Annotated in this window: 17 protein-coding genes and 1 pseudogene; 10 read left to right on the forward strand and 8 right to left on the reverse strand. The window is 43.6% G+C overall.

Features of this window, described 5'->3' with window-relative positions; genetic code table 11:
- Positions 1-208 precede the first annotated feature (208 nt).
- The 5 genes from rpsT to V7K32_RS02020 all read left to right on the forward strand — a co-directional run bounded on the left by rpsT (position 209) and on the right by V7K32_RS02020 (position 11,791).
- Entirely contained in the window at positions 209-508 is a 300-nt protein-coding gene (gene rpsT / locus V7K32_RS02000; RefSeq protein WP_334989848.1) for a 30S ribosomal protein S20, read from the forward strand.
- 315 nt (positions 509-823) lie between these two features.
- Positions 824-1,609, forward strand: a complete 786-nt coding sequence (locus V7K32_RS02005; RefSeq protein WP_334989890.1) for a TatD family hydrolase — start codon at positions 824-826, stop codon at positions 1,607-1,609.
- 746 nt (positions 1,610-2,355) lie between these two features.
- The gene (rpoB, locus tag V7K32_RS02010; RefSeq protein WP_334880328.1) at positions 2,356-5,655 is read left to right on the forward strand and encodes a DNA-directed RNA polymerase subunit beta; all 3,300 of its coding nucleotides are present in this window, start codon (positions 2,356-2,358) and stop codon (positions 5,653-5,655) included.
- 118 nt (positions 5,656-5,773) lie between these two features.
- On the forward strand, positions 5,774-7,651 hold the full coding sequence (locus V7K32_RS02015) for a DNA-directed RNA polymerase subunit gamma (RefSeq protein ID WP_334989850.1): 1,878 nt from the start codon (positions 5,774-5,776) through the stop codon (positions 7,649-7,651).
- 90 nt (positions 7,652-7,741) lie between these two features.
- Positions 7,742-11,791 carry a DNA-directed RNA polymerase subunit beta'' gene (locus tag V7K32_RS02020; RefSeq protein ID WP_334989851.1) on the forward strand — a complete coding sequence of 1,350 codons (4,050 nt, stop codon included), beginning with the start codon at positions 7,742-7,744 and terminating at the stop codon, positions 11,789-11,791.
- Between the two features lie 233 nt (positions 11,792-12,024).
- On the opposite strand, the gene V7K32_RS02025 is transcribed toward V7K32_RS02020, so the two are convergent.
- On the reverse strand, positions 12,025-12,390 hold the full coding sequence (locus tag V7K32_RS02025; protein WP_334989853.1) for a hypothetical protein: 366 nt from the start codon (positions 12,388-12,390) through the stop codon (positions 12,025-12,027).
- A 370-nt stretch (positions 12,391-12,760) separates the two neighbouring features.
- Positions 12,761-13,333 carry a Uma2 family endonuclease gene (locus V7K32_RS02030; RefSeq protein WP_334989854.1) on the reverse strand — a complete coding sequence of 191 codons (573 nt, stop codon included), beginning with the start codon at positions 13,331-13,333 and terminating at the stop codon, positions 12,761-12,763.
- 139 nt (positions 13,334-13,472) lie between these two features.
- On the opposite strand from V7K32_RS02030, the gene V7K32_RS02035 reads away from it, so the two are divergent.
- Positions 13,473-14,804 (forward strand): hypothetical protein, encoded by a 1,332-nt coding sequence (locus tag V7K32_RS02035; RefSeq protein WP_334989856.1) that lies wholly within the window; start codon positions 13,473-13,475, stop codon positions 14,802-14,804.
- Positions 14,805-15,116: 312 nt separating this feature from the next.
- Here V7K32_RS02035 and V7K32_RS02040 read toward each other — a convergent pair whose 3' ends face one another.
- The 4 genes and pseudogenes from V7K32_RS02040 to V7K32_RS02055 all read right to left on the reverse strand — a co-directional run bounded on the left by V7K32_RS02040 (position 15,117) and on the right by V7K32_RS02055 (position 17,448).
- The gene (locus V7K32_RS02040; RefSeq protein WP_334989858.1) at positions 15,117-15,554 is read right to left on the reverse strand and encodes a response regulator; all 438 of its coding nucleotides are present in this window, start codon (positions 15,552-15,554) and stop codon (positions 15,117-15,119) included.
- A 144-nt stretch (positions 15,555-15,698) separates the two neighbouring features.
- The gene (locus tag V7K32_RS02045) at positions 15,699-15,827 is read right to left on the reverse strand and encodes a hypothetical protein (RefSeq protein ID WP_334989860.1); all 129 of its coding nucleotides are present in this window, start codon (positions 15,825-15,827) and stop codon (positions 15,699-15,701) included.
- 401 nt (positions 15,828-16,228) lie between these two features.
- A pseudogene (locus V7K32_RS02050) lies at positions 16,229-17,061 on the reverse strand (DUF3370 domain-containing protein); the annotation flags it as partial.
- Between the two features lie 186 nt (positions 17,062-17,247).
- Complete coding sequence (locus tag V7K32_RS02055) at positions 17,248-17,448, reverse strand: hypothetical protein (RefSeq protein WP_334989862.1); 201 nt, start codon at positions 17,446-17,448, stop codon at positions 17,248-17,250.
- A 58-nt stretch (positions 17,449-17,506) separates the two neighbouring features.
- Between V7K32_RS02055 and hisH the strand changes: the two genes are divergently transcribed.
- On the forward strand, positions 17,507-18,142 hold the full coding sequence (gene hisH / locus V7K32_RS02060) for an imidazole glycerol phosphate synthase subunit HisH (RefSeq protein WP_334989864.1): 636 nt from the start codon (positions 17,507-17,509) through the stop codon (positions 18,140-18,142).
- A 56-nt stretch (positions 18,143-18,198) separates the two neighbouring features.
- Positions 18,199-18,744 (forward strand): 16S rRNA (guanine(966)-N(2))-methyltransferase RsmD, encoded by a 546-nt coding sequence (rsmD, locus tag V7K32_RS02065; RefSeq protein ID WP_334989866.1) that lies wholly within the window; start codon positions 18,199-18,201, stop codon positions 18,742-18,744.
- A 129-nt stretch (positions 18,745-18,873) separates the two neighbouring features.
- On the opposite strand, the gene petG is transcribed toward rsmD, so the two are convergent.
- A complete protein-coding gene (petG, locus tag V7K32_RS02070; protein ID WP_063721252.1) occupies positions 18,874-18,987 on the reverse strand; it encodes a cytochrome b6-f complex subunit V in 114 nt (37 codons plus the stop codon).
- Positions 18,988-19,197: 210 nt separating this feature from the next.
- Between petG and V7K32_RS02075 the strand changes: the two genes are divergently transcribed.
- Complete coding sequence (locus V7K32_RS02075; protein ID WP_334989868.1) at positions 19,198-19,572, forward strand: cytochrome c; 375 nt, start codon at positions 19,198-19,200, stop codon at positions 19,570-19,572.
- 479 nt (positions 19,573-20,051) lie between these two features.
- Entirely contained in the window at positions 20,052-20,849 is a 798-nt protein-coding gene (locus V7K32_RS02080) for a peptidylprolyl isomerase (protein ID WP_334989870.1), read from the forward strand.
- 862 nt (positions 20,850-21,711) lie between these two features.
- On the opposite strand, the gene nadC is transcribed toward V7K32_RS02080, so the two are convergent.
- Entirely contained in the window at positions 21,712-22,578 is an 867-nt protein-coding gene (gene nadC / locus V7K32_RS02085; protein ID WP_334989872.1) for a carboxylating nicotinate-nucleotide diphosphorylase, read from the reverse strand.
- Positions 22,579-22,737: the final 159 nt, after the last annotated feature.

Raw genomic sequence — 22,737 nt, forward strand, 5'->3', positions numbered from 1 at the left:
TTATTTCATGTACCTTATTTTAACGCATTTCCTAAATTGACGACACACCAAATTAACGACTGGCGACTAAGGACTATCTTCCCCAATCTCCAGTACCGAATTTCCAATGATAGATTTTTTTTAGGAAATTATAACATTGGCAATTTGGATGCTATATTAGTAAGTCTAGTAGTGTGTGTAGATATTAATAGTATTTTTGGAATTGACTGTGGCGAATACAAAGTCTTCTCTCAAGCGTGCCGAAATCGCAGAACGTAACCGACTGCGTAACAAAGCTTACAAATCAGCAGTCAAGACGCTGATGAAGAAATACATTAATGCTGTAGCTGTCTATACAGCTAATCCTACCCCAGAATTAAAACAAGAAGCACAAGCTCGCTTATCCGAGGCTTACGCCAAAATTGATAAAGCGACCAAACGGGGTGTCCTTCATCCCAACAATGGGGCAAGGAAAAAGTCGAGGTTGGCTCAGAAACTAAAACCCTTAACTCAAGCAGTTGCTCAATAGTCATTGATGAGTTAGTGACCTGTTCTGACTCAAAGAGCCAGTGTGTTGCGAAAATCAGAAAAATATTGTAACTAGTAGCAAATGCGAGGGGTAATGGCAGGCCAGTGCAGTCTTGAGGGTTTCCACAACACTTAGTATATTCCTATCAAGCCTTCCACCGCAGGGCTGTCAGATGAGGGAATTAAAATGATTAGTTGGTGTGGTTTACCTCTTGAGCAGTTTAGCGATCGCAGGAGTAAAGATTCACCCGGAGGGTCATTTATGCTTAGTCGTGATCGGGGCTAATAATTTGTGACCAATGAGAAAGGGCAAAGAATGCAACTGATAGACACGCACGTTCATCTCAACTTTGATAGTTTCCAGCCGGATTTAGCAACAGTACGATCGCGGTGGCAAGAAGCAGGAGTAGTACGTTTAGTACATTCCTGTGTTCACCCAGAGGAGTTTTTCCGGATTCAATCGATAGCGCACGAGTTTCCCGAAATCAGCTTTGCCGTAGGATTACATCCTTTAGATGCTGAAAAATGGAATAACGAGACAGCCGATAAAATCAAAACTTTAGCGAGTTCTGACTCTGGTGTGGTAGCAATTGGAGAAATGGGGCTGGATTTTTACAAAGCTGATAACTATGAGCATCAGCTGATGGTGTTTGAGTCCCAGTTAGCGATCGCATCTGAACTCAACTTACCAGTGATTATCCACTGCCGCGATGCTGCTGTGGCAACTAGAGAAGTGTTGCAAAAATGGCACTCACTTAAAGGAGAAAGAGTGCGGGGCGTCATGCATTGCTGGGGAGGAACGCCAGAAGAAACTCAATGGTTTCTCGATTTAGGCTTCTACATCAGCTTTAGCGGGACGGTAACGTTCAAAAACGCCAAAGCGATCCAATCCTCGGCGGCGATGGTGAGTAGCGATCGCCTACTGATTGAAACAGACTGCCCGTTTCTCGCCCCAGTTCCGAAACGAGGGGAGAGGCGCAACGAGCCTGCCTACGTGCAATATGTAGCCGAGCAACTAGCTAAACTGCGTCAGGAAACGGTAGAGGCGATCGCGCATCAAACCACCCAGAATGCCTGTGAATTGTTTGGTCTGTCAATATAAACTGTGCAATAATTCTCTTTTATTCGGTTGTGCTAAAAAAAATAAAACTCTAGGCAGGGAAAATATGTTAATATTATTCCCTCAAAAACATTTTGCTTGCGCCATAATGATAAAGGAAGGAACCTAAAATTTCTGAGCCTAATTTTTCGTACTGTTATCGGCTTGGTCATCCTCCAAATCTCTACAAGCGGATGCTCTCCACACATGACTAACTGTGCCAACCCAAGTTGAGCAAGATTGCACAACATCGGCTTGGCGTCTATCGAACCTATTCAAAATCGTTAAACGAAATTGCCTTGTGAGTACAATCCAGCCAAATGAAGTGATTCTGATTCAAAGCCGACAAGGTGCGGATCATTCCCTCAGTCTTAGGATATCTAAGATATCACTGAGAGTATAAATAGCCGGGTGGATTTAAGACACACCGTCTAGAGCTGCGTCAGCAAATTAACGCGCTTTTTGGAGGGGAAATGAAGAAAGTAGACAAAACTCAGGAATATCTCAACTGTATATTCTTCTTAAATCAAGACTATGGTGGTTTTTTGGCGTCTGAGTCCCCGATTCCGGGCAATTACCCCCTTGTCCAAATTGTTCATTCCAGCTTTAATCGCTGCGTTTGCCCACACCTGCTATTTTCAGGTGCGTAAGAAGAAGCTCCCAAACAGCTACGGACACTGGCTAGCAGTGGGAAGCGTTAAACAGCAGTGTCTAAGTAAAAATTTAACCAGGTTGACAAAGGTAGAGGCATGACCAAAGAAACATATATGGAACCCGCCTTTCTGTTGCCCGACTTGATTGAAATCCAGCGCTCAAGCTTTCGCTGGTTTTTGGAAGAAGGGTTGATAGAAGAACTTAACTCCTTTAGTCCTATTACAGATTATACGGGCAAATTAGAACTGCACTTTTTGGGTCATAACTACAAACTCAAAGAGCCAAAGTACAGCGTCGAAGAAGCCAAACGGCGGGATAGTACTTATGCCGTCCAAATGTATGTTCCCACACGGTTGATTAATAAGGAAACCGGGGAAATTAAAGAGCAAGAGGTATTCATTGGTGATTTGCCTTTGATGACCGATCGCGGCACGTTTATTATTAACGGAGCCGAGCGGGTAATTGTCAATCAAATAGTGCGATCGCCAGGGGTTTATTACAAATCAGAAATAGACAAAAACGGGCGACGTACTTATTCAGCTAGCTTAATTCCCAACCGGGGGGCATGGCTGAAATTTGAAACAGACCGTAACGATTTGGTCTGGGTACGCATCGACAAAACCCGAAAACTTTCAGCGCAGGTACTCCTAAAGGCTTTAGGGTTATCAGACAACGAAATATTTGACGCCTTACGCCATCCAGAGTATTTCCAAAAGACCATCGAAAAAGAAGGGCAATTCTCCGAAGAAGAAGCTCTGATGGAGTTATATAGGAAACTGCGTCCTGGTGAACCACCGACAGTATTAGGTGGACAACAACTCCTAGACTCGCGTTTCTTTGACCCGAAACGTTATGACCTTGGTCGCGTTGGACGGTACAAACTCAACAAGAAATTGCGCCTTTCTGTTCCCGACACAATGCGCGTGTTGACTGCGGGTGATATCTTGGCCGCCGTAGATTACCTGATCAACCTAGAATATGACATCGGTAATATCGATGACATTGACCACTTAGGCAACCGTCGAGTCAGAAGCGTCGGGGAATTGCTGCAAAACCAAGTACGGGTAGGCTTAAACCGTTTAGAGAGAATAATTCGGGAACGGATGACCGTATCCGATGCGGAAGTGCTGACCCCCGCGTCCTTGGTGAACCCTAAACCATTGGTAGCAGCAATTAAAGAATTCTTTGGTTCGAGCCAATTAAGTCAGTTCATGGATCAAACCAATCCCCTAGCAGAACTGACCCACAAACGCCGTCTAAGTGCCCTTGGCCCTGGTGGTTTAACCCGCGAACGCGCTGGGTTTGCCGTGCGAGATATTCATCCTAGCCACTATGGACGCATTTGCCCCATTGAAACGCCAGAAGGCCCCAACGCCGGATTGATTGGCTCCTTGGCAACCCATGCACGCGTTAACCTGTATGGGTTCTTAGAAACACCATTTAGACCTGTGGAAAATGGGCGAGTCAGATTTGATCTGCCTCCAGCCTATATGACAGCCGATGAAGAAGACGACCTGCGGGTTGCTCCGGGAGATATTCCTGTAGATGAAACCGGACACATTATTGGGCCGCAAGTGCCAGTCCGCTATCGCCAGGAATTTTCCACCACAACACCAGAACAGGTTGACTACGTAGCAGTATCTCCCGTACAGATTGTGTCGGTAGCAACCAGCATGATTCCCTTCTTGGAGCATGATGACGCTAACCGAGCGCTGATGGGATCGAACATGCAACGGCAAGCAGTACCCTTGCTCAAACCAGAACGTCCTCTGGTGGGTACTGGTTTGGAAGCTCAAGGAGCAAGAGACTCCGGGATGGTGATTGTATCGCGTACTGATGGCGATGTCACTTATGTGGATGCTACAGAAATTCGCGTTCGTCCTAAACCTAATACCCCCGAAATTAAGTACACCCTTTCCAAGTATCAACGCTCAAACCAAGACACCTGTTTAAATCAGAAACCTCTCGTCCGCATTGGTGAACGAGTTGTTGCAGGTCAGGTATTAGCTGATGGTTCTTCCACCGAAGGCGGTGAATTGGCACTGGGACAAAATATCGTCGTTGCTTATATGCCTTGGGAAGGCTACAACTACGAAGACGCGATTTTAATCTCTGAAAGACTCGTGCAGGATGATGTCTACACTTCAATTCACATTGAAAAATATGAAATTGAAGCTAGACAGACGAAACTGGGGCCAGAAGAAATTACTCGAGAAATTCCCAACGTTGGGGAAGATGCTTTACGTCAGTTGGATGAACAGGGAATCATTCGCATTGGGGCATGGGTAGAAGCTGGTGATATCTTGGTAGGAAAAGTTACGCCCAAAGGTGAATCTGACCAACCGCCAGAAGAAAAATTATTGCGGGCAATTTTCGGTGAAAAAGCGCGGGATGTGCGAGACAATTCTCTGCGAGTTCCCAACGGTGAAAAAGGGCGCGTAGTTGACGTGCGCTTGTTTACTCGTGAACAAGGCGATGAGCTGCCACCAGGAGCCAATATGGTCGTCCGGGTGTATGTTGCCCAAAAACGCAAAATCCAGGTTGGCGACAAAATGGCAGGACGCCACGGTAATAAAGGGATTATTTCTCGGATATTACCGGCGGAAGATATGCCTTATTTACCCGATGGTTCACCAGTGGACATTGTACTCAACCCCTTGGGTGTACCCAGTCGGATGAACGTCGGACAAGTATTTGAGTGCTTATTAGGTTGGGCTGGTCAGACCTTGGGAGTGCGATTTAAGATTACTCCTTTTGACGAAATGTACGGTGAAGAGTCATCGCGCCGAATCGTACATGGCAAATTGCAAGAAGCACGAGACGAAACAGGGAAAGACTGGGTATATAACCCAGATAATCCTGGCAAAATTATGGTGTATGACGGTCGTACAGGCGAACCCTTTGACCGAGCAATCACTATCGGTGTGGCTTATATGCTGAAACTGGTGCATTTAGTGGATGATAAGATCCACGCCCGTTCAACTGGGCCTTACTCACTGGTGACTCAGCAACCCTTGGGTGGTAAAGCACAACAAGGTGGTCAACGGTTTGGGGAAATGGAAGTGTGGGCATTGGAAGCCTTTGGTGCAGCTTACACCTTACAGGAATTGCTCACAGTTAAATCTGACGATATGCAAGGACGGAATGAAGCGTTAAATGCGATCGTTAAAGGTAAGGCAATTCCTCGACCTGGAACTCCAGAATCCTTTAAGGTGCTAATGCGCGAGTTGCAATCATTGGGGTTAGACATTGCCGTACACAAGGTAGAAACCCAAACAGACGGCAGTTCCCTAGATGTGGAAGTCGATTTGATGGCAGACCAATCAGCCCGTCGCACACCTCCTCGACCAACTTATGAATCTCTTTCCCGCGAATCGCTGGAAGAAGACGAATAATTCGTAATTGATAATTCGTAATTCGTAATTGAAGAATTAATTGCGAATTACGAATTAAAAATTATTAATTACGAATTAGAAATTGTTAATTACGAATTACGAATTACGAATTACAAAGATGAGACCTGCCCAAACTAATCAGTTTGACTACGTAAAAATCGGCTTGGCTTCCCCGGAACGGATTCGCCAATGGGGCGAGAGAACATTGCCCAATGGTCAAGTAGTCGGTGAAGTTACCAAGCCAGAAACGATTAACTACCGAACTCTCAAGCCAGAGATGGATGGCTTGTTTTGTGAGCGCATTTTTGGCCCTGCGAAAGATTGGGAATGCCATTGTGGCAAGTATAAAAGAGTTCGTCACAGAGGTATTGTCTGTGAGCGCTGTGGGGTAGAAGTCACCGAGTCACGGGTGCGTCGTCACCGCATGGGCTATATTAAACTCGCCGCACCAGTAGCTCACGTCTGGTATCTCAAAGGTATTCCTAGCTATATTTCCATCCTGTTAGATATGCCCTTGCGGGATGTCGAGCAGATTGTCTATTTCAACTCTTATGTTGTCCTGAGTCCTGGTAATGCCGAAACTTTAACTTACAAACAGCTACTGAGTGAAGACCAGTGGTTGGAAATAGAAGACCAAATTTATAGCGAAGACTCTGTGCTGCAAGGCGTAGAGGTAGGTATTGGTGCTGAAGCGCTGTTGCGTTTGCTTGCCGATATTAATTTAGAACAAGAAGCGGAAAGCCTACGCGAAGAAATTGGCAATGCTAAGGGACAAAAGAGAGCCAAGCTAATTAAGCGACTGCGGGTGATTGACAACTTCATCGCCACTGGTTCCAAACCAGAGTGGATGGTAATGGCAGTCATTCCCGTGATTCCCCCCGACTTGCGGCCAATGGTGCAGCTAGATGGCGGACGGTTTGCCACCAGCGATTTGAATGATTTGTATCGGCGGGTAATAAACCGCAACAATCGTTTGGCACGCTTGCAGGAAATTTTAGCACCAGAGATTATTGTGCGAAACGAAAAGCGGATGCTGCAAGAAGCAGTGGACGCTTTGATTGACAATGGTCGTCGGGGACGGACTGTGGTAGGGGCAAATAACCGACCCCTAAAATCTTTGTCCGACATTATTGAGGGTAAGCAAGGACGTTTCCGACAAAACTTGTTAGGAAAACGGGTTGACTACTCTGGACGTTCTGTAATTGTGGTCGGGCCAAAGCTGAAAATTCACCAGTGTGGTTTGCCTAGAGAAATGGCAATTGAGCTATTTCAACCATTTGTGATTAACCGCCTGATTCGTAGCGGCATGGTAAATAATATCAAAGCTGCGAAAAAGCTGATATCGCGTAATGACCCCAGTGTTTGGGATGTGCTGGAAGAAGTGATTGAAGGACATCCTGTGATGCTAAATAGGGCACCAACGTTGCACCGTTTGGGTATTCAGTCTTTTGAACCGATTTTGGTAGAAGGTAGAGCAATTCAACTGCATCCTCTGGTGTGTCCAGCATTTAACGCCGACTTTGACGGCGACCAAATGGCGGTACACGTCCCGTTGTCATTAGAAAGTCAGGCGGAAGCGCGGTTGTTAATGTTGGCTTCTAACAATATTTTGTCACCAGCCACGGGTAAACCCATCATCACGCCTAGTCAAGATATGGTATTGGGAGCCTATTACTTAACAGCAGAAAATCCGGGTGCGACAAAAGGGGCAGGAAATTACTTTTTTTCGCTAGAGGATGTAATTATGGCTTTCCAGCAAGATCAAATTGACTTGCACGCGTATATATATGTCCGGTTTGACGGTGAAATAGAATCAGACGAACCGGATACAGAACCTGTGAAAGTGACGGAAAACGAGGATGGGACTCGTACATTACTTTATAAGTTCCGCCGAGTCCGACTAGACGGTAAGGGTAATGTACTTTCGCAGTATATATACACAACACCTGGTCGCGTTATTTACAACAATGCTATTCAGGAAGCACTTGCAAGCTAAAAGTGAGGAGTGAAAAGTTAGGAGTTAGGAGTTTGTAATTAATAACTCCTAACTCCTAACTCCTAACTATTAATTTAGGACTAATTACTAATGACTAACGAAAAAATGATTTTTCGCAATCGCGTGGTTGATAAGGGTCAACTGAGAAATTTAATTTCTTGGGCTTTTACGCATTATGGTACGGCGCGAACCGCAGTGATGGCGGACAAACTGAAAGATTTAGGATTTCGCTACGCTACCAAAGCTGGGGTTTCCATCAGTGTAGATGACTTGATGGTGCCACCAACTAAGCGATTGCTCTTAGAAGCAGCTGAAGAAGAAATTCGCGCTACCGAAACCCGTTACCAACGCGGAGAAATTACTGAAGTAGAACGTTTCCAAAAGGTAATTGATACCTGGAATGGTACTAGTGAAGCTTTGAAAGATGAAGTTGTCGTTCACTTCAAAAAGACTAATCCCCTGAACTCGGTATATATGATGGCATTCTCCGGCGCACGGGGTAACATCTCTCAAGTGCGGCAATTAGTGGGAATGCGGGGATTAATGGCAGATCCTCAAGGCGAAATTATCGATTTGCCCATCAAAACCAATTTTCGTGAAGGACTCACTGTAACGGAATACATTATTTCGTCTTACGGTGCGAGAAAAGGATTGGTGGATACTGCCTTGCGGACGGCTGACTCTGGTTATCTCACCCGGCGTTTGGTGGACGTATCTCAGGATGTGATTATTCGGGAATTTGATTGCGGCACCACCAGAGGAATTCCGATTCGGCCAATGACAGAAGGTGCCAAAACCTTGATCCCTCTAGGAACCCGCTTGATGGGACGGGTAATTGCCGAAGATGTGTTGCATCCGGTGACAAAAGAAGTAATTGCACCACGCAATACCCCAGTTTCTGAGGACTTGGCGAAGAAAATTGAAAAATCTGGGGTGGCAGAAGTTGGGCTGCGAAGTCCCCTAACTTGTGAAGCCGCACGTTCTGTCTGTCAACACTGCTACGGCTGGAGTTTAGCCCACGCCAAGATGGTGGACTTGGGCGAAGCTGTGGGGATTATTGCTGCCCAAAGTATCGGCGAACCTGGTACTCAGCTAACCATGCGGACATTCCACACTGGTGGGGTGTTTACCGGAGAAGTAGCGCAACAAGTTCGTTCTAAAATCGATGGGACTGTCAAACTTCCGCGCAAACTGAAGACCAGAACATATCGGACCCGCCACGGGGAAGATGCCCTCTATGTTGAGGCTAATGGCATCATGCTTTTAGAGCCAACAAAAGTAGGTGATGTTACCCCAGAGAACCAAGAGGTTCATCTTACCCAAGGTTCAACACTATATGTATTTGATGGAAATAAGGTAAAACAAGGTCAGTTGTTGGCAGAGGTTGCCCTTGGTGGACGCACAACTCGGACTAATACAGAAAAAGCAGTTAAAGATGTTGCCTCTGACTTAGCAGGGGAAGTGCAATTTGCTGAAGTAGTTCCAGAACAAAAAACTGACCGTCAAGGTAATACCACAACCACAGCTGCACGCGGTGGTTTGATTTGGATTTTGTCTGGGGAAGTTTATAACTTGCCGCCTGGTGCAGAATTGATTGTCAAAAATGGTGATGCGATCGCCTCTAATGGAGTTTTAGCAGAAACCAAGTTAAGCAGTTTGCACGGTGGTGTCGTGCGCTTGCCAGAAGCTACCCCCGGTAAGAGTACCAGGGAAATTGAAATTATCACTGCTTCTGTGGTACTAGACCAAGCTACGGTGACAGTCCAAAGTTCCCAAGGTCGCAATAACTACTTAGTCTCCACTGGCAACAACCAAGTATTTAACCTCCGGGCTACCCCAGGCACAAAAGTGCAAAATGGTCAAGTGGTAGCTGAGTTAATTGATGACCGTTATCGGACAACCACTGGTGGTTTCCTGAAATTCGCCGGTGTAGAAGTCCAGAAAAAAGGCAAAGCCAAGCTGGGTTATGAAGTCGTCCAGGGCGGTACCCTTTTGTGGATTCCCGAAGAAAGCCACGAAGTTAATAAAGATATCTCCTTGCTGTTGGTAGAAGACGGTCAGTTTGTAGAAGCTGGCACCGAGGTAGTAAAAGATATCTTCTGCCAAAACAGTGGTGTGATAGAAGTTACCCAGAAAAACGACATCCTGCGGGAAGTTGTGGTGAAGCCAGGGGAACTGCTGATGGTGGACGATCCAGAATCAGTTATCGGGCGAGATAACACCTTCATCCAACCAGGTGAGGAATTCCAAGGCAACGTAGCCACGGAATTACGTTATATCCAGTATGTGGAGACACCAGAAGGACCCGCCCTGTTGAGTCGTCCAGTAGTTGAGTTTGCCGTACCGGATAATCCAGATGTGCCATCAACTACATCGGTGAGCCAACAAACCGGGCGATCGATTCAGTTGCGGGCTGTGCAGCGACTACCTTACAAAGATTCGGAACGCGTCAAATCTGTTGAAGGGGTGGAACTTCTGCGAACCCAGCTGGTGTTGGAAATTGAGCAAGAAGGGGAACAAGACCATAATGCTTCGCCCCTTGCAGCAGATATTGAATTAGTAGAGGATACTGAAGACCCAGAAGTTCAACGTTTACAACTGGTAATTTTGGAATCCTTGGTAATTCGTCGAGACATTACCGCCGATGCCACCCAAGGTAGCACCCAAACCACACTTGAGGTACAAGATGGGCTTACCATTGCCCCTGGGTCTGTGGTCGCACGTACCCAAATCTTGTGTAAAGAAGGCGGGGAAGTGCGGGGTGTCCGCAAAGGAACCGAAAACGTGCGTCGCTGCTTAGTGTTGCGCGACGCTGACAGGCTTACCATTAATACTAGTACTCAGCCTAAAGTGAAAGTGGGTGACTTGCTAGTAGAAGGTACAGAACTTGCTCCTGGAGTTTTTGCCCCAGAATCAGGGCAAGTAGTGGATATCAAAAGTGCCACTGCTGCATCTGGTGGGGAATCAGCCCTAAGTACTAAAAACTACGTTGTTACTAGCCGTATCGGTCGCCCTTATCGCGTCAGCCCTGGTGCTGTGTTGCAGATAGAAGACGGCGATTTGGTACAACGGGGTGATAACTTGGTGTTGTTGGTGTTTGAACGCGCCAAAACCGGAGATATTATTCAAGGTTTGCCCCGGATTGAGGAACTACTTGAAGCTCGTAAACCAAAAGAAGCGTGCATTTTATGTCGCCGGGGGGGTGAAGTTAAGGTAGTTTACGCTGAAAGTGGTGATGAAGCGATCGCTATCAAGGTCGTAGAATCAAATGGCGTAGTAACAGATTATCCTCTAGGCCCAGGACAAAACTTGATTGTACCAGATGGTGCGACTGTGTTAGCGGGACAACCATTAACCGATGGACCATCCAATCCCCACGAAATTTTGGAAATCTTCTTTAGCCTGGGTTCCGAAGATGGAATCTATGCTTGTGCTAGCCATGCTTTGCAGAAGGTACAGTCATTCTTGGTGAATGAAGTGCAAATGGTGTATCAATCTCAAGGGATTGATATTTCCGATAAGCACATTGAAGTCATTGTTCGCCAAATGACCAACAAAGTCAGGATTGATGATGGTGGTGACACCACTATGCTTCCTGGTGAATTGGTAGAACTGCGCCAAGTTGAGCAGGTAAACGAAGCTATGGCAATTACAGGCGGTGCTAGGGCACAGTATACCCCAGTATTGTTGGGTATCACTAAAGCATCGTTGAACACTGACAGCTTTATTTCCGCCGCGTCTTTCCAAGAGACAACACGGGTACTTACCGAAGCAGCTATCGAAGGCAAATCCGACTGGCTGCGAGGATTAAAGGAAAACGTGATTATCGGGCGATTGATTCCGGCTGGTACTGGCTATAATACCTATGATGAACCCGGTGCGATTGAAGACTATACTGCTGAAATTATCAGTAGTGTCTTGGATGAAGTTGATGATCCCCTGGATATGGTCTTAGATGACCGCACAGCTCGCACCTATAATTTAGATTCTCCTACTCTTGGGGAATCTGGTTTTGGTAGCAGACGTGCAGAAAGGTCAGTTCTAGATGATGAAGATGAATTAATCGCCGATGAAGTCGCAGACGACGACGATTACGAGGAAGAAGAGGAAGACGACGAAGATGATTTCGATGATGAATAGAAACTTGAAATTTACCGTCTCTATTAAAAGGTAAAAACTAAAAAGGCAAAAGAAAACCTTCTTTTGCCTTTTTATTTTGCTCTCTAAAAATACACAATGAGCAACTGTACAGATAGCTAGCTTTTATATATTTGTGATCGCAACGAAGTTAAGCAATCACAAAATCTCTGCGATTAGTTCACTTCGTTCGTAATGATAAGTATTCATCCGAACTTGATAGTATTCTTAGATGCTTAAAAGAAGACTAGCTTATATGTATCACCAATTTTACTAATAGGAGCAGAAGCTGAAATATTTTTATATTCGTCTTGATAGGTAAGATTAGCAATACACTCAAGCTGTACTTTGTCAGCAAGCGTCTTTAAAAATCTCTCTCTATCTGACTCTGACAGTTCAACATCATTTATTGTTACTTGCAAGTCTTTATCCTTAAAGCCAATAAATGGAAGTAAGAGCATTTTCTTGAATAGATTGCCTGCACCTGCATTATTAAACCCTTCAAATGTCTTGTCAGAGAAATACATTAGTTTTAATATGTCTTCTTCAGTTCCGCTTTTGATAGTATCAGTCAACTCTTGGATCAAAACGTCGAGATTCATCTTGCTTTTACCTCAGAATTAGCTTGAGTCATAACATAACCCTTAATGTCAATTAGGAATAAGAATTAAATAACATACAATTTATGTCACTGGTTTACCTCACCCTCAATCCCTCTCCGATATATTGGAGAGGGAAGCTAGAGACAGGATGAAGTTTTGCATCTTATTTTAATCCACCTTCCTTAGGAAAAAAGGCGGCAGAAGTAAGAAGAAGAAAGTTACCAGCTTTTCAGCTCAGTTAAGAAGATTTGTAGGTTGAGTTGAACGTTCGCGCAGCGTCCCGTAGGGAAGTGAAACCCAACATCAACTTTTTGGATTTTAAATTGTTAAAACGTAGTTTATCCAAAACCCTTCAATTCCAATCAGTCAATTACGGCGATTCAAAAGTAACATCCTCATATAAATCTGCAACAGCACACCGAAAATCTACACTTGTCAGATGAATGATATCTTGTTGTCCATAGGGATAAAGTACCCATTGTCTCTCTGAGTTGCGGCGAAAACACTCAACATTTAACCGACTTTGACTCACAAGTACATATTCCTGAAGTGACTCTATCTGTCGGTAGTCAGCAAATTTATCACCTCGGTCAAAGGCTTCTGTTGTCGGAGATAGCACCTCTACAATTAACGAAGGATAACGCAGAAAGTTGTTAAAAGCTCTATCTCGTTGGTCACAACTTACCATGACATCGGGATAGTAATAGATATTAATCGACTCAATATGTGCTTTGGTGTCTGAGATATAAGTCTGACATCCACTCCCGCGCAAATGATTTCTCAGCATTGAAGCAATATTAAGAGAAATAATTACATGGGCGTTATTTGCCCCTGCGATTACATAAATCTGTCCCTGTCTATATTCATGCTTGATAGGACTACTTTCTTCTCCTTTGAGATAGTCTTCTGGGGAAATATAGCTAGAATTTGGAATTGCAACCATCTGTAATGACCTTGTGTGATGCCTTGTATCTAGTTTAAAAGAAGCTTTACAGCTAAATCCGCATAAATCTAGCAATAGCTAGATGTTGTAATTATCTTAAGAGCTATAATCTACATCTGTTGCACCGAGAGATTAACTTGTGGATGTCATATTAGAACGATCGCACCAATTAAAACAAGCCTTAGTTGATTTTGTCCTTGACGCTGAAGGCGAACTAGCACAAGCACTGGAAACTTATGCAGCCGCACAGTTGCGCCGTGGAAGTGGGGATAGTACGCAGCAGGACTTAACTATCGATAGCTTTCTGACAGCCGGGAAAGTCGGTGATAAGTCTCCATTAGAGTTGTTTATCGAAAGCCATCCAGATTTAGAAGAAAGCGATCGCAACCTGATCAACAGCTGGCATCATAGTTTTATTGGCTTATTTGCCATTACCAATATCCTCCCTGATGGCTTTGAATTGACGAACTGGTTGACAGATAAACACTACATCGTCAAGCCAAATAATACTCAAACATTACAGGCAATATCTCGGTTGAAAGTAGGAGAAATTTTACTAACTCGCATTTCTCCTGTTACCGATAGCTACTGGATGTTTTCTGGCACCTACACAATAATGGGTAAATTAGGTAAACCAAAACTTGCTGTAGCAATTGGTAATTTCAAAGAAAACTATAAAAGTAATCTTTACAGCGATGCTCCAGAGTTGCTAGAAGAAGCTTGGCAGTCAGTAGGACAATATCATCAGCAGTTTGTAGGTTTTTTTGGCACTGATGAAATCACACTATCTGGATACCAGCTTAATAAAAAAATAGGAGAATTCCAAGAATTAATTACTGAAAAGCGCTTTGCAGAAGCAGGAATTGATACTTCTAAATCCTTAGCTGAAGTAGCAGAAGCAGCTGGTATTGGAGAGGATGAAATCAAAGCAGCAGCAGAAGAATTTGGTGCTGATTCCAACGTAGTCTCTCAGATGTTTAACAGCAAAAGCAGTAATAGCAAAATGGTGATGCCAAAGGTTGATTTGCCTCCTGAACTCAAGAAAGCAGAACAGGTAACTGCTCTTTCTCATCCCCGTTGGGGACAAATGTTTTTACCAACATATAGTAAGGTACAAGCAATTTTATCGGCAGAGGACTGGCAAAGTGTTCAAGGGGCTGAAAAACTAGTTCGCTATTACCTTGAAGATAAAAGTATTAATGCTTTTATTTGGCATCGATTAGCGCAACAGTATCCAAGTAAATTAGAAAATGTGTTGCAAAAAGTTCTGCAACGTCCAGAGTTTCGTATTGAAAGCGACTTGGACGCACTTTTACAAGAATTCAATAAACCTATTGAGCCAGAGTTACCAGAAATTGCTAGCGTCCCTATACATTTACACAATTTATTTCAAGAAGCTTTAGGAGAAGTTAACAAATCCAAGCCCAAGAGCAAAGGGCAAAAAAAACCAGCAAAAGGTTTTCAAATTTAAGAGGATGTTTTAAAATTAGTTGGCTGTAATTTTAGGCACTTTAAGTAAGACGGTGAGAATAATCAAACTAGATTAAGTAATGTAAAAAAACTTGATATTATTTCGTAGTGACCGGCTTGATTCCTCACCCAACGGCTTCGTTAGTCGCTCATGGGGAAAATCGCCAAGACCGCACTAACTCACTACAAACGTTGAATTATTCACACCGCTCTACTTACAAGGCCAAATAAGTGTTTGGATATGATCTAACGATCGAATAAATAATAAACCTGTTATGGGTGTACTTCCAGCACCTATTAGTACAATTTATTTTTAAAGATCGGTAGATAGCAGGTGAAGAATCTCACCTACGATTTCCTCTGGACTCTCAAACTTGACTAAAAATCGATTAAAGCCAGCATTCAAAGCCTTATGACTTGAAACTTCCCGTGTATAAGAAGTGATAGCGATCGCAGGCAACTCTCTTAAGGATAGGCAAGAATGCACTCGAATTTGCTCAATTAACCAATTTCCATCATGATCGGGCAATTTCACATTGCACAGCAGAATATCAGGATGAAGTGATTCTACCAAGGCAAGGGCTGCTTCTGCATCGGTTAAAGCCATCACCTCTGCACCAGCTGCTTCCAAAATGAAGGTGAGCAAATCTGTAATATCTGGCTCATCCTCTACCAGCAAAATCAAGATTCCAATAAGCGGCTGGAGCGAATTTAACTCAGTTTCCTGATTGATTTTTTGATCGGTTGCCATGCCGTCCCTTTATTGCCTGCTATAGTCTACTATTTCTATTGGAACGCAGGGAGCGGAATAAGTATTCACCCTAAATACAGAAATTTGGGATGAAAAGCTTATCAATATGAAGAACTTAATTCACTGATCGGATTGACCGCCGTCTTAGGTAATACCATTTTGGATTTTAGATTTTGGATTGGAAACCGCTTGGTGTATCTGGGTTTTCTCTGTCCATTTGTCGCAATCATTTTTAAAATTGGTATAAGCGATCGCCTCGAACAAGTTATCCATGACCATAGGCTTTAATAACCATTACAGGACTTACGCACAGGTAACGGAAAATCGAACCTTGTTAGGCGCAGAGAAGCCTGTGCGCCCTTGCGGTTAAGAGACTTGTCCCAAGCGGTTCTCCGCTTGGGAGAAGCAACTGGCGCGACACGGAGAAATAAGAGTTTGAGGTAAGTAGGCAGGCAAGATAAAACCAAACTATGTAACGAAAAGTAAAATCTCTGTATTTCGCTCGTAGTTGCGCCCTCTTGCGCTTTAGGGCAACTACGATCCAGTCATGATTATTTGCGCCCACTTACTTAATTGGAGAAAAGCTATTACCCATTACCCATGACTTTTGACTTCCCCGTACCCCTTCGGGGATCTTGCTACGCGCAGCGTCCCGTAGGGAAGGGACTGACTCATTACCGAGGTTCAGCTTGAGTTGAAACTGTTAAAACTTGCGGTGGTGTAGCATCCGGCGGATAGAGAAAGTCAACTTCTACTAAAGAGCGATCGCCTGCTTTCATCTTTAATAAAACTAAAGGTTCCCCTAGTTGACCTCTCTTTTGCACTAAATGCACAAACTGAGTCTGCGGCTGATTTTGCCCATCTTTATAACGTACTCGCACCGTACCTCGAAAGAATACTTGACGGCCTGGTGTACTAAGAAAGCGTAACCCCGCTTTTCCCAATTGATTTTCCTTGAGTGGTGTTTGTATCGACACACTAACAGTTTGAGGACTTTGAATATTGTTGTATAGCGGTAACTTGAGATTATATTGAATCCCATAATTCCCATGAGCGCGATATGCGGTGTCAGGATAGCGCACCAGCATATTAGCACTTTGAATTTGACCAGTTCCTAATGTACCGCCATGCAGGCTACTCAAAGCGTAGGAAAACATTTGACCACGCTGGGGAATAGTCAGATACCTGACTTTAGGATTATCTACTAATAAGGCTCTCCATCGTGAACCTCCAGCCACTCCGGCAACACGCCCATAAATAATCTTGGTTTGCCAGTTTCCTATAAGGGAGTGGGCGCTTTATCTCGTGGCCCAGCCAAATCACCATTATCTAGTAAATTTTGCCACTCTTGTAAAGTAGGCGATCGCTCACTGCCATCGGGATTAACCCGTGCAAACATCGCTAGGCTAGCTGCATAGACAGTGCCATTACTTTGCAATCTGATCAATGTAGACCGACCATTCAGGGGTGGTGTCAATCCCTGCACAGGAATTGGTAAATTTAGTAAGTGTAAATAATTAAAAGTTTATAGTCAGGGACGAAGCCCTGATTTGAGGACTGAAGTCCTCACTACAAAATAATCTCAATATTTTTTACATTACTTAATCTAATTTGATTTATTCTCACCTACTTACTTAGCAACTACTTCCCCACTTAATTATGTACGGCTTACAGGCTGGTCACAACAGATGATCTAATCAGGTTGGATTGCATTTATTTTTTCCATTACCTGAGTCCTGGCAAGTTGCACATCTATGGGTAACTGGCGTAAAAAACTTAAGTCACTTGGTATCAGATCAAGTTTGGTAACTTCAAATAATAAATCATCAGAAAAATTCGAGTGTTGATCTTTTAGCAAAATGTCAAAAGAAATTAATAGAATTCTTTTCTTCATAACAAATATTATTTAGAATAGAAAAACCCTCCATAATAAATTTACAAGGAGCAGGTGAATGCCAGTAATTGCGGTCGTAGACTACGAGATGGGAAATTTGCACTCAGTCTGCAAAGGCTTGGAAAAAGCTGGAGCAACTCCTAAAGTTACTTATTCTCCAAAGGAATTAGAGCAGGCAGATGCAATAGTTCTGCCGGGGGTGGGAGCATTTGATCCAGCAGTCCAACACCTGCGATCGCGTGGTTTGGAACAACCTATAAAAGAAGCGATCGCATCTGGTAAACCTTTCTTAGGAATTTGTTTAGGATTGCAAATTCTTTTTGAATCAAGTGCAGAAGGTATCCAACCAGGACTAGGAATTATCAAAGGAAAAGTGCGGCGGTTTCGCCCAGAACCTGACATCACTATTCCTCACATGGGTTGGAATCAACTGGAAATGACTCAACCAAAAAGTATTTTGTGGGAGCATTTACCGTCCGATCCTTGGGTATATTTTGTGCATTCTTACTATGTTGACCCAATAGATCCGCTAATCCGTGCAGCAACCGTCACTCACGGTACTCAAACTGTCACAGCTGCGATCGCCCACGAAAACCTGATGGCAGTCCAATTTCACCCCGAAAAATCCTCTAATATTGGATTGCAAATCCTATCTAATTTCGTTGCTCAAGTCCGCGAAAAAATTCCTGCCTAATACTATTTTTGTCATTTGTTCTTTGTCCTTTGTCTCAAACTAATGACTAACAACCAATGAGCTTGAGAATTTACGGTAATCGCCAGCTAAAAACTTTACCAGGAAAAGAAACTAGACCCACCAGTGCGAGGGTCAGGGAGGCAGTGTTTAATATTTGGCAGGGAGAAATTGCAGGTTGTCGCTGGCTAGATTTGTGCGCCGGTACTGGTTCAATGGGCGCAGAGGCTTTATGTAGAGGAGCCAGCCTAGTAGTAGGAATTGAACAATCAAGCCGAGCCTGTGCCACCATCCAACAAAATTGGCAGCAGGTAGCTAACGCCGAACAAGAACTTCGGGTATTGCGGGGAGATATTGTCCAAGAATTAAAGACTTTATCAGGCAAGCAATTCGATAGAATCTACTTTGATCCACCTTATGCTAGTAAATTGTACCAGCCAGTTTTACAAGCGATCGCTCACTATCAACTTTTAGATTCTAGCGGTGAAATCGCAGTTGAACACGCCTCACAAGGTTGGACACCACCAGAAATTCCCGATTGGGAAATTTGCCGCGAGAAAGTTTACGGCAACACATCACTTACTTTCTATAGAATTGTGCAATGAGAAAAGAGGGGGCAGACAAAGGAGCAGGAGGAGAAAATTTTACTTTGTCCCCCTCATCCCCCTCATTTTCCCACTCAAAACTCAGCACTGGCTCAACCATAGTTATCCGCTAACAAAACTCAGCAATGCTTACCCCCCCAACTGATTGGGGCGCTTATATTGCTTATAGGCAGCGTAAAACAGTCCAGCAAGGGTGACGAAAACTAGACCAAGGACAATACCTGATAGTAGGGGTTCAACCACTGTAAATCTCCTCTTTGTAATTATTAAATATTCGTTGCCTGTTTTTGATTTTACCAAATTTCGTATGAATCCTGCGCCCTACAGCCTTTTTGAAAGGCGACTGTCCACAAGAAAATAGTCTTCTGTGCTTGCAGACACAATCAAGAACTTTTAAGCTATGTGTAGGAAATGAAAAATTTTCAGCACACCTAGATTTTCATAGCAAATCTTTTGGATAACCAGATTACCAAACCTGAAATTTTGATTCAGAGGATCGTTTTATTGACGCTGGCTATACTGCTAGCAGTCCCTTTATGCTTTTTTGGTGTTCAGTTGGTTCAAGCCTCCGATCCATATGTCAAAAGTGTTCTATCCTTAACAGGAAACCCAGTTCAAGGACACGCGATCTTTCAAATTAACTGTGCTGGTTGTCATGGCTTGGAAGCAGATGGGCGAGTAGGCCCCAGTTTGCAAGCTGTCTCAAAGCACAAGTCTCGATATGGACTGATTCGCCAGGTGATCAGTGGCGAAACCCCGCCAATGCCAAAATTCCAACCTAGTGCCCAAGAAATGGCGGATCTTTTGAATTATTTAGAGTCATTGTAAACCTTAGAATTTTTGGTTGGGGGATACATAATAGGACTTTCGGATAGAGGTATAGTGAGCGTAGGCGCAGCCCGTCGTAGACATTGCTCTAGCAAAAAGATAACCGGAAAAATCACATTCAAATGAGACTCGCTATAGAGTGAATATTTCTGGTTAACTAAAAACACCTTTGTTAGGAGAGGGTTATTTCAAAGCACCCTAGCTCAGTTTGATAACTTCCTCTTCTAAGTTGCAATGGCGAGAAGTCTCATTAGTCATTGACCTTTGTCCTTTTCTTGACATCTGGTCGTATTTACGTAGAATCTTTGATAAAAACTCATATAAACTGTATATTTTAGAGTATGTTAAAGGCACTATTTAATTATCACGAAAGTCAGGTTCCCTACCTAAGTCGGTAAGATTAAAACAAAAGTTCCCAATGAATGGGCTAAAGTTTAGCTTCTTTAACAAACTAGATACTTTGAGATGGCCGAAAGCTAATGACTGAAGCGATCCAAATCGGTAATCGTACAATCACAGCTAGTGAACTGATTTCCTTACTGGCGAGTTACCAAATGCTGCCACAATTGCAGCGCGAATTAATCATTGATGAGGCGATAGAGCAAAACTCACGCTCCGCCAAGCTACCAATAGAATGTACACCTGAGGAAGTAGCCCAAGCTAAACAGCAGTTTTACACTGAAAAACAGTTCAAAAATGAAGAAGACATCCAGGCTTGGATGGCACATCAAGGGCTGACTCCCGAACAACTAGAAGTTATTATCACTCGTAAGCTTAAAATTGAAAAATTCAAGCAAGCTACTTGGGGTAATAAACTGGAATCTTACTTTTTTCAGTCCAAGACAAAACTAGACAAAGTAATTTATTCTCTACTGCGAACCCAGGATGTGGGAATAGCCCAAGAACTTTACTTCCGCATTCAGGCAAAAGAAAACTCTTTTGCTGACTTGGCGCGTGAATATTCACTCGGGCCAGAAGCGCAAACAGGAGGCTTAGTAGGCCCAATTGAACTGAATGCACTACATCCGGTAATGGTGCAAATGCTATCTAGCAGTCAACCAGGTCAGATATTGCCCCCGACCCGCATCGCCGACTGGTTCGTGATTTTGCGGCTGGAAAAATTTATCCCCGCACAACTGGATGAATTTATGAAAGTACGAATGCTGAATGAACTCTTTGAAACCTGGCTACAAGAACAGCAAAAGCAAATCATGTCTGCACCACGGACAGAGGCAGGGCTGCTACCACACGGAGAGGGTGATCAACCTTTAACCTAAGTATGGGGGTAACTCCTACGCTTGGCTTCAAAACTGAAGATAGCGATCGCTCTGTTAGTTTTTCAGGCTGGAGGAGCGATCGTTTTTGATGTTGTTCATATAGTAGGTGGAATCCTACCTAATTAATTTTTAAATAGTAGAATCTCGCCTTTGTCAAGATAAAAATAGAGCTAGTTAGACTAAATATTAGAAAACTTCCAGCAGAAACAAGTTGGACAATCACAGACGTGGCTAAAGATGTCCAAATAAACTAAGTAAGTGGGCGCAAATAATTATCACCGGCTCGTAGTTGCGCTAAAGCGCAAGACAGCGCAACTACGAACCAAATACAGATATTTTACTTTTCGTTACATAGTTTGGTTTTATCTAGCCTATCTACTTACAACATGTGAAAAGTTACGCCCGACATCCGGGGAGCGATATGGTTTATCTGACTGCTGTTTAAAAAATAGCCTGTGCTTTTGGTGTATGAATTAAAGATTTGATTTAAGTGCTGGAAGAGTACCTCTTAGCCGCCTTATATCTTTATAAAAGTTGGATCTTCATTAAATATCATGCTAAATTACCTTCACAAAAACCAAGAAACCCTTACTAAATAATAAAAATGAACATTATTTACTAATGTTTTAAGGCTTTGGTAGTGATTTGGGCTTTTGAGCTTTATTTTCAAGCCTAGTTTTGATGTCTAACTAATAATTTGGCATAACAGGTACTGAAGAACCTAAAAACTAGATGTTCGTCAATAGCCATAAATATCAGAAAAATACCCACAAAGGAATCGAAAATTTATTGGGAGAAGCTTTGATCCTCCAAAAATGCGACATGACGCCAACTTTGTAGTAGAATGATTCGCCTCATTATATTAAAGTACAATCCTCATACTCAAATCCAACCACTTGGACTGAGTAATCGGCGCACTGCTAGAAATATAATCAACATCAGTTTCTGCCACAGCACGAATCGTTTCCAAGGTCACATTCCCCGAAGCTTCAATTTTCACCCGGTTATCCTGCTGGCGAATCAACTGCACCGCCTGAGCCATCACATCCACAGGCATATTATCTAACATGATAATGTCAGCGTTGTGCTCCAAAGCTTCTTTCACCTGCTCTAAACTTTCAGTCTCAACCTCTATAGTCAAGGGATAAGGAATCTGAGAACGAATACGGGTAACAGCTTCTCCAATTCCCCCAGCAGCCGCAATGTGATTATCCTTAATCATCACCGCATCATCCAAACCCATGCGGTGATTAATCGCCCCACCCAAAGCAGTCGCATACTTTTCCAACAATCTCAGCCCTGGTGTAGTTTTACGCGTATCAACCAACTGAGCAGGTAAATCAGCAATTTTCTCTACATATATATTAGTCAGCGTAGCAATTCCACTCAACCGCATAGCCAAATTGAGCCCCACCCGTTCCCCCATCAACAGGGCATCCAGTGAACCATGAATTTCAGCTACTACCTGTCCCGGTTCACACCATGCACCTTCAGTCGCCACCGCCACGAAGCTGACTTTCTCATTCAAAATCTTAAATACCCTACCTGCAACTGGTAAGCCAGTAATTATCCCTGAAGCCTTAGCTATCCATTTAGCAGAGCCTAGCGTCACATCTTCTACCAGTAGCGCATTTGTTGTGCGATCGCCCCTGCCAATATCCTCCAATAACCAACCATGCAACAATGGATCTAAAACCAGCCAGGGCGGCAAAACACCATAATTCCTCACAAATTTATTGCTTCCTTAGTGACTTTCAGGAATACTATAGCCCATAACACTTATTATGTAAGGCTTTCATAAGGAGTGAGAAACAGTCCCAAAATATTTGGGAAAAATAGTTGACAGATTAAGGGAGGTTCGTTATATTGAATAAGTGCCTGAAGCGGA

The organism is Nostoc sp., from assembly GCF_036917635.1.
Taxonomy (GTDB): domain Bacteria; phylum Cyanobacteriota; class Cyanobacteriia; order Cyanobacteriales; family Nostocaceae; genus Nostoc.

Excerpts from the sequence above, each read along its gene's own strand:
- V7K32_RS02005 (WP_334989890.1), top strand. The coding sequence starts at position 824 with ATGCAACTGATAGACACGCACGTTCATCTCAACTTTGATAGTTTCCAG.
- rpoB (WP_334880328.1), top strand. The coding sequence starts at position 2,356 with ATGACCAAAGAAACATATATGGAACCCGCCTTTCTGTTGCCCGACTTG.
- V7K32_RS02015 (WP_334989850.1), top strand. The coding sequence starts at position 5,774 with ATGAGACCTGCCCAAACTAATCAGTTTGACTACGTAAAAATCGGCTTG.
- V7K32_RS02020 (WP_334989851.1), top strand. The coding sequence starts at position 7,742 with ATGACTAACGAAAAAATGATTTTTCGCAATCGCGTGGTTGATAAGGGT.
- V7K32_RS02025 (WP_334989853.1), bottom strand. The coding sequence starts at position 12,390 with ATGAATCTCGACGTTTTGATCCAAGAGTTGACTGATACTATCAAAAGC.
- V7K32_RS02030 (WP_334989854.1), bottom strand. The coding sequence starts at position 13,333 with ATGGTTGCAATTCCAAATTCTAGCTATATTTCCCCAGAAGACTATCTC.
- V7K32_RS02040 (WP_334989858.1), bottom strand. The coding sequence starts at position 15,554 with ATGGCAACCGATCAAAAAATCAATCAGGAAACTGAGTTAAATTCGCTC.
- V7K32_RS02045 (WP_334989860.1), bottom strand. The coding sequence starts at position 15,827 with ATGGATAACTTGTTCGAGGCGATCGCTTATACCAATTTTAAAAATGAT.
- V7K32_RS02055 (WP_334989862.1), bottom strand. The coding sequence starts at position 17,448 with ATGAAGAAAAGAATTCTATTAATTTCTTTTGACATTTTGCTAAAAGAT.
- hisH (WP_334989864.1), top strand. The coding sequence starts at position 17,507 with ATGCCAGTAATTGCGGTCGTAGACTACGAGATGGGAAATTTGCACTCA.
- rsmD (WP_334989866.1), top strand. The coding sequence starts at position 18,199 with ATGAGCTTGAGAATTTACGGTAATCGCCAGCTAAAAACTTTACCAGGA.
- V7K32_RS02080 (WP_334989870.1), top strand. The coding sequence starts at position 20,052 with ATGACTGAAGCGATCCAAATCGGTAATCGTACAATCACAGCTAGTGAA.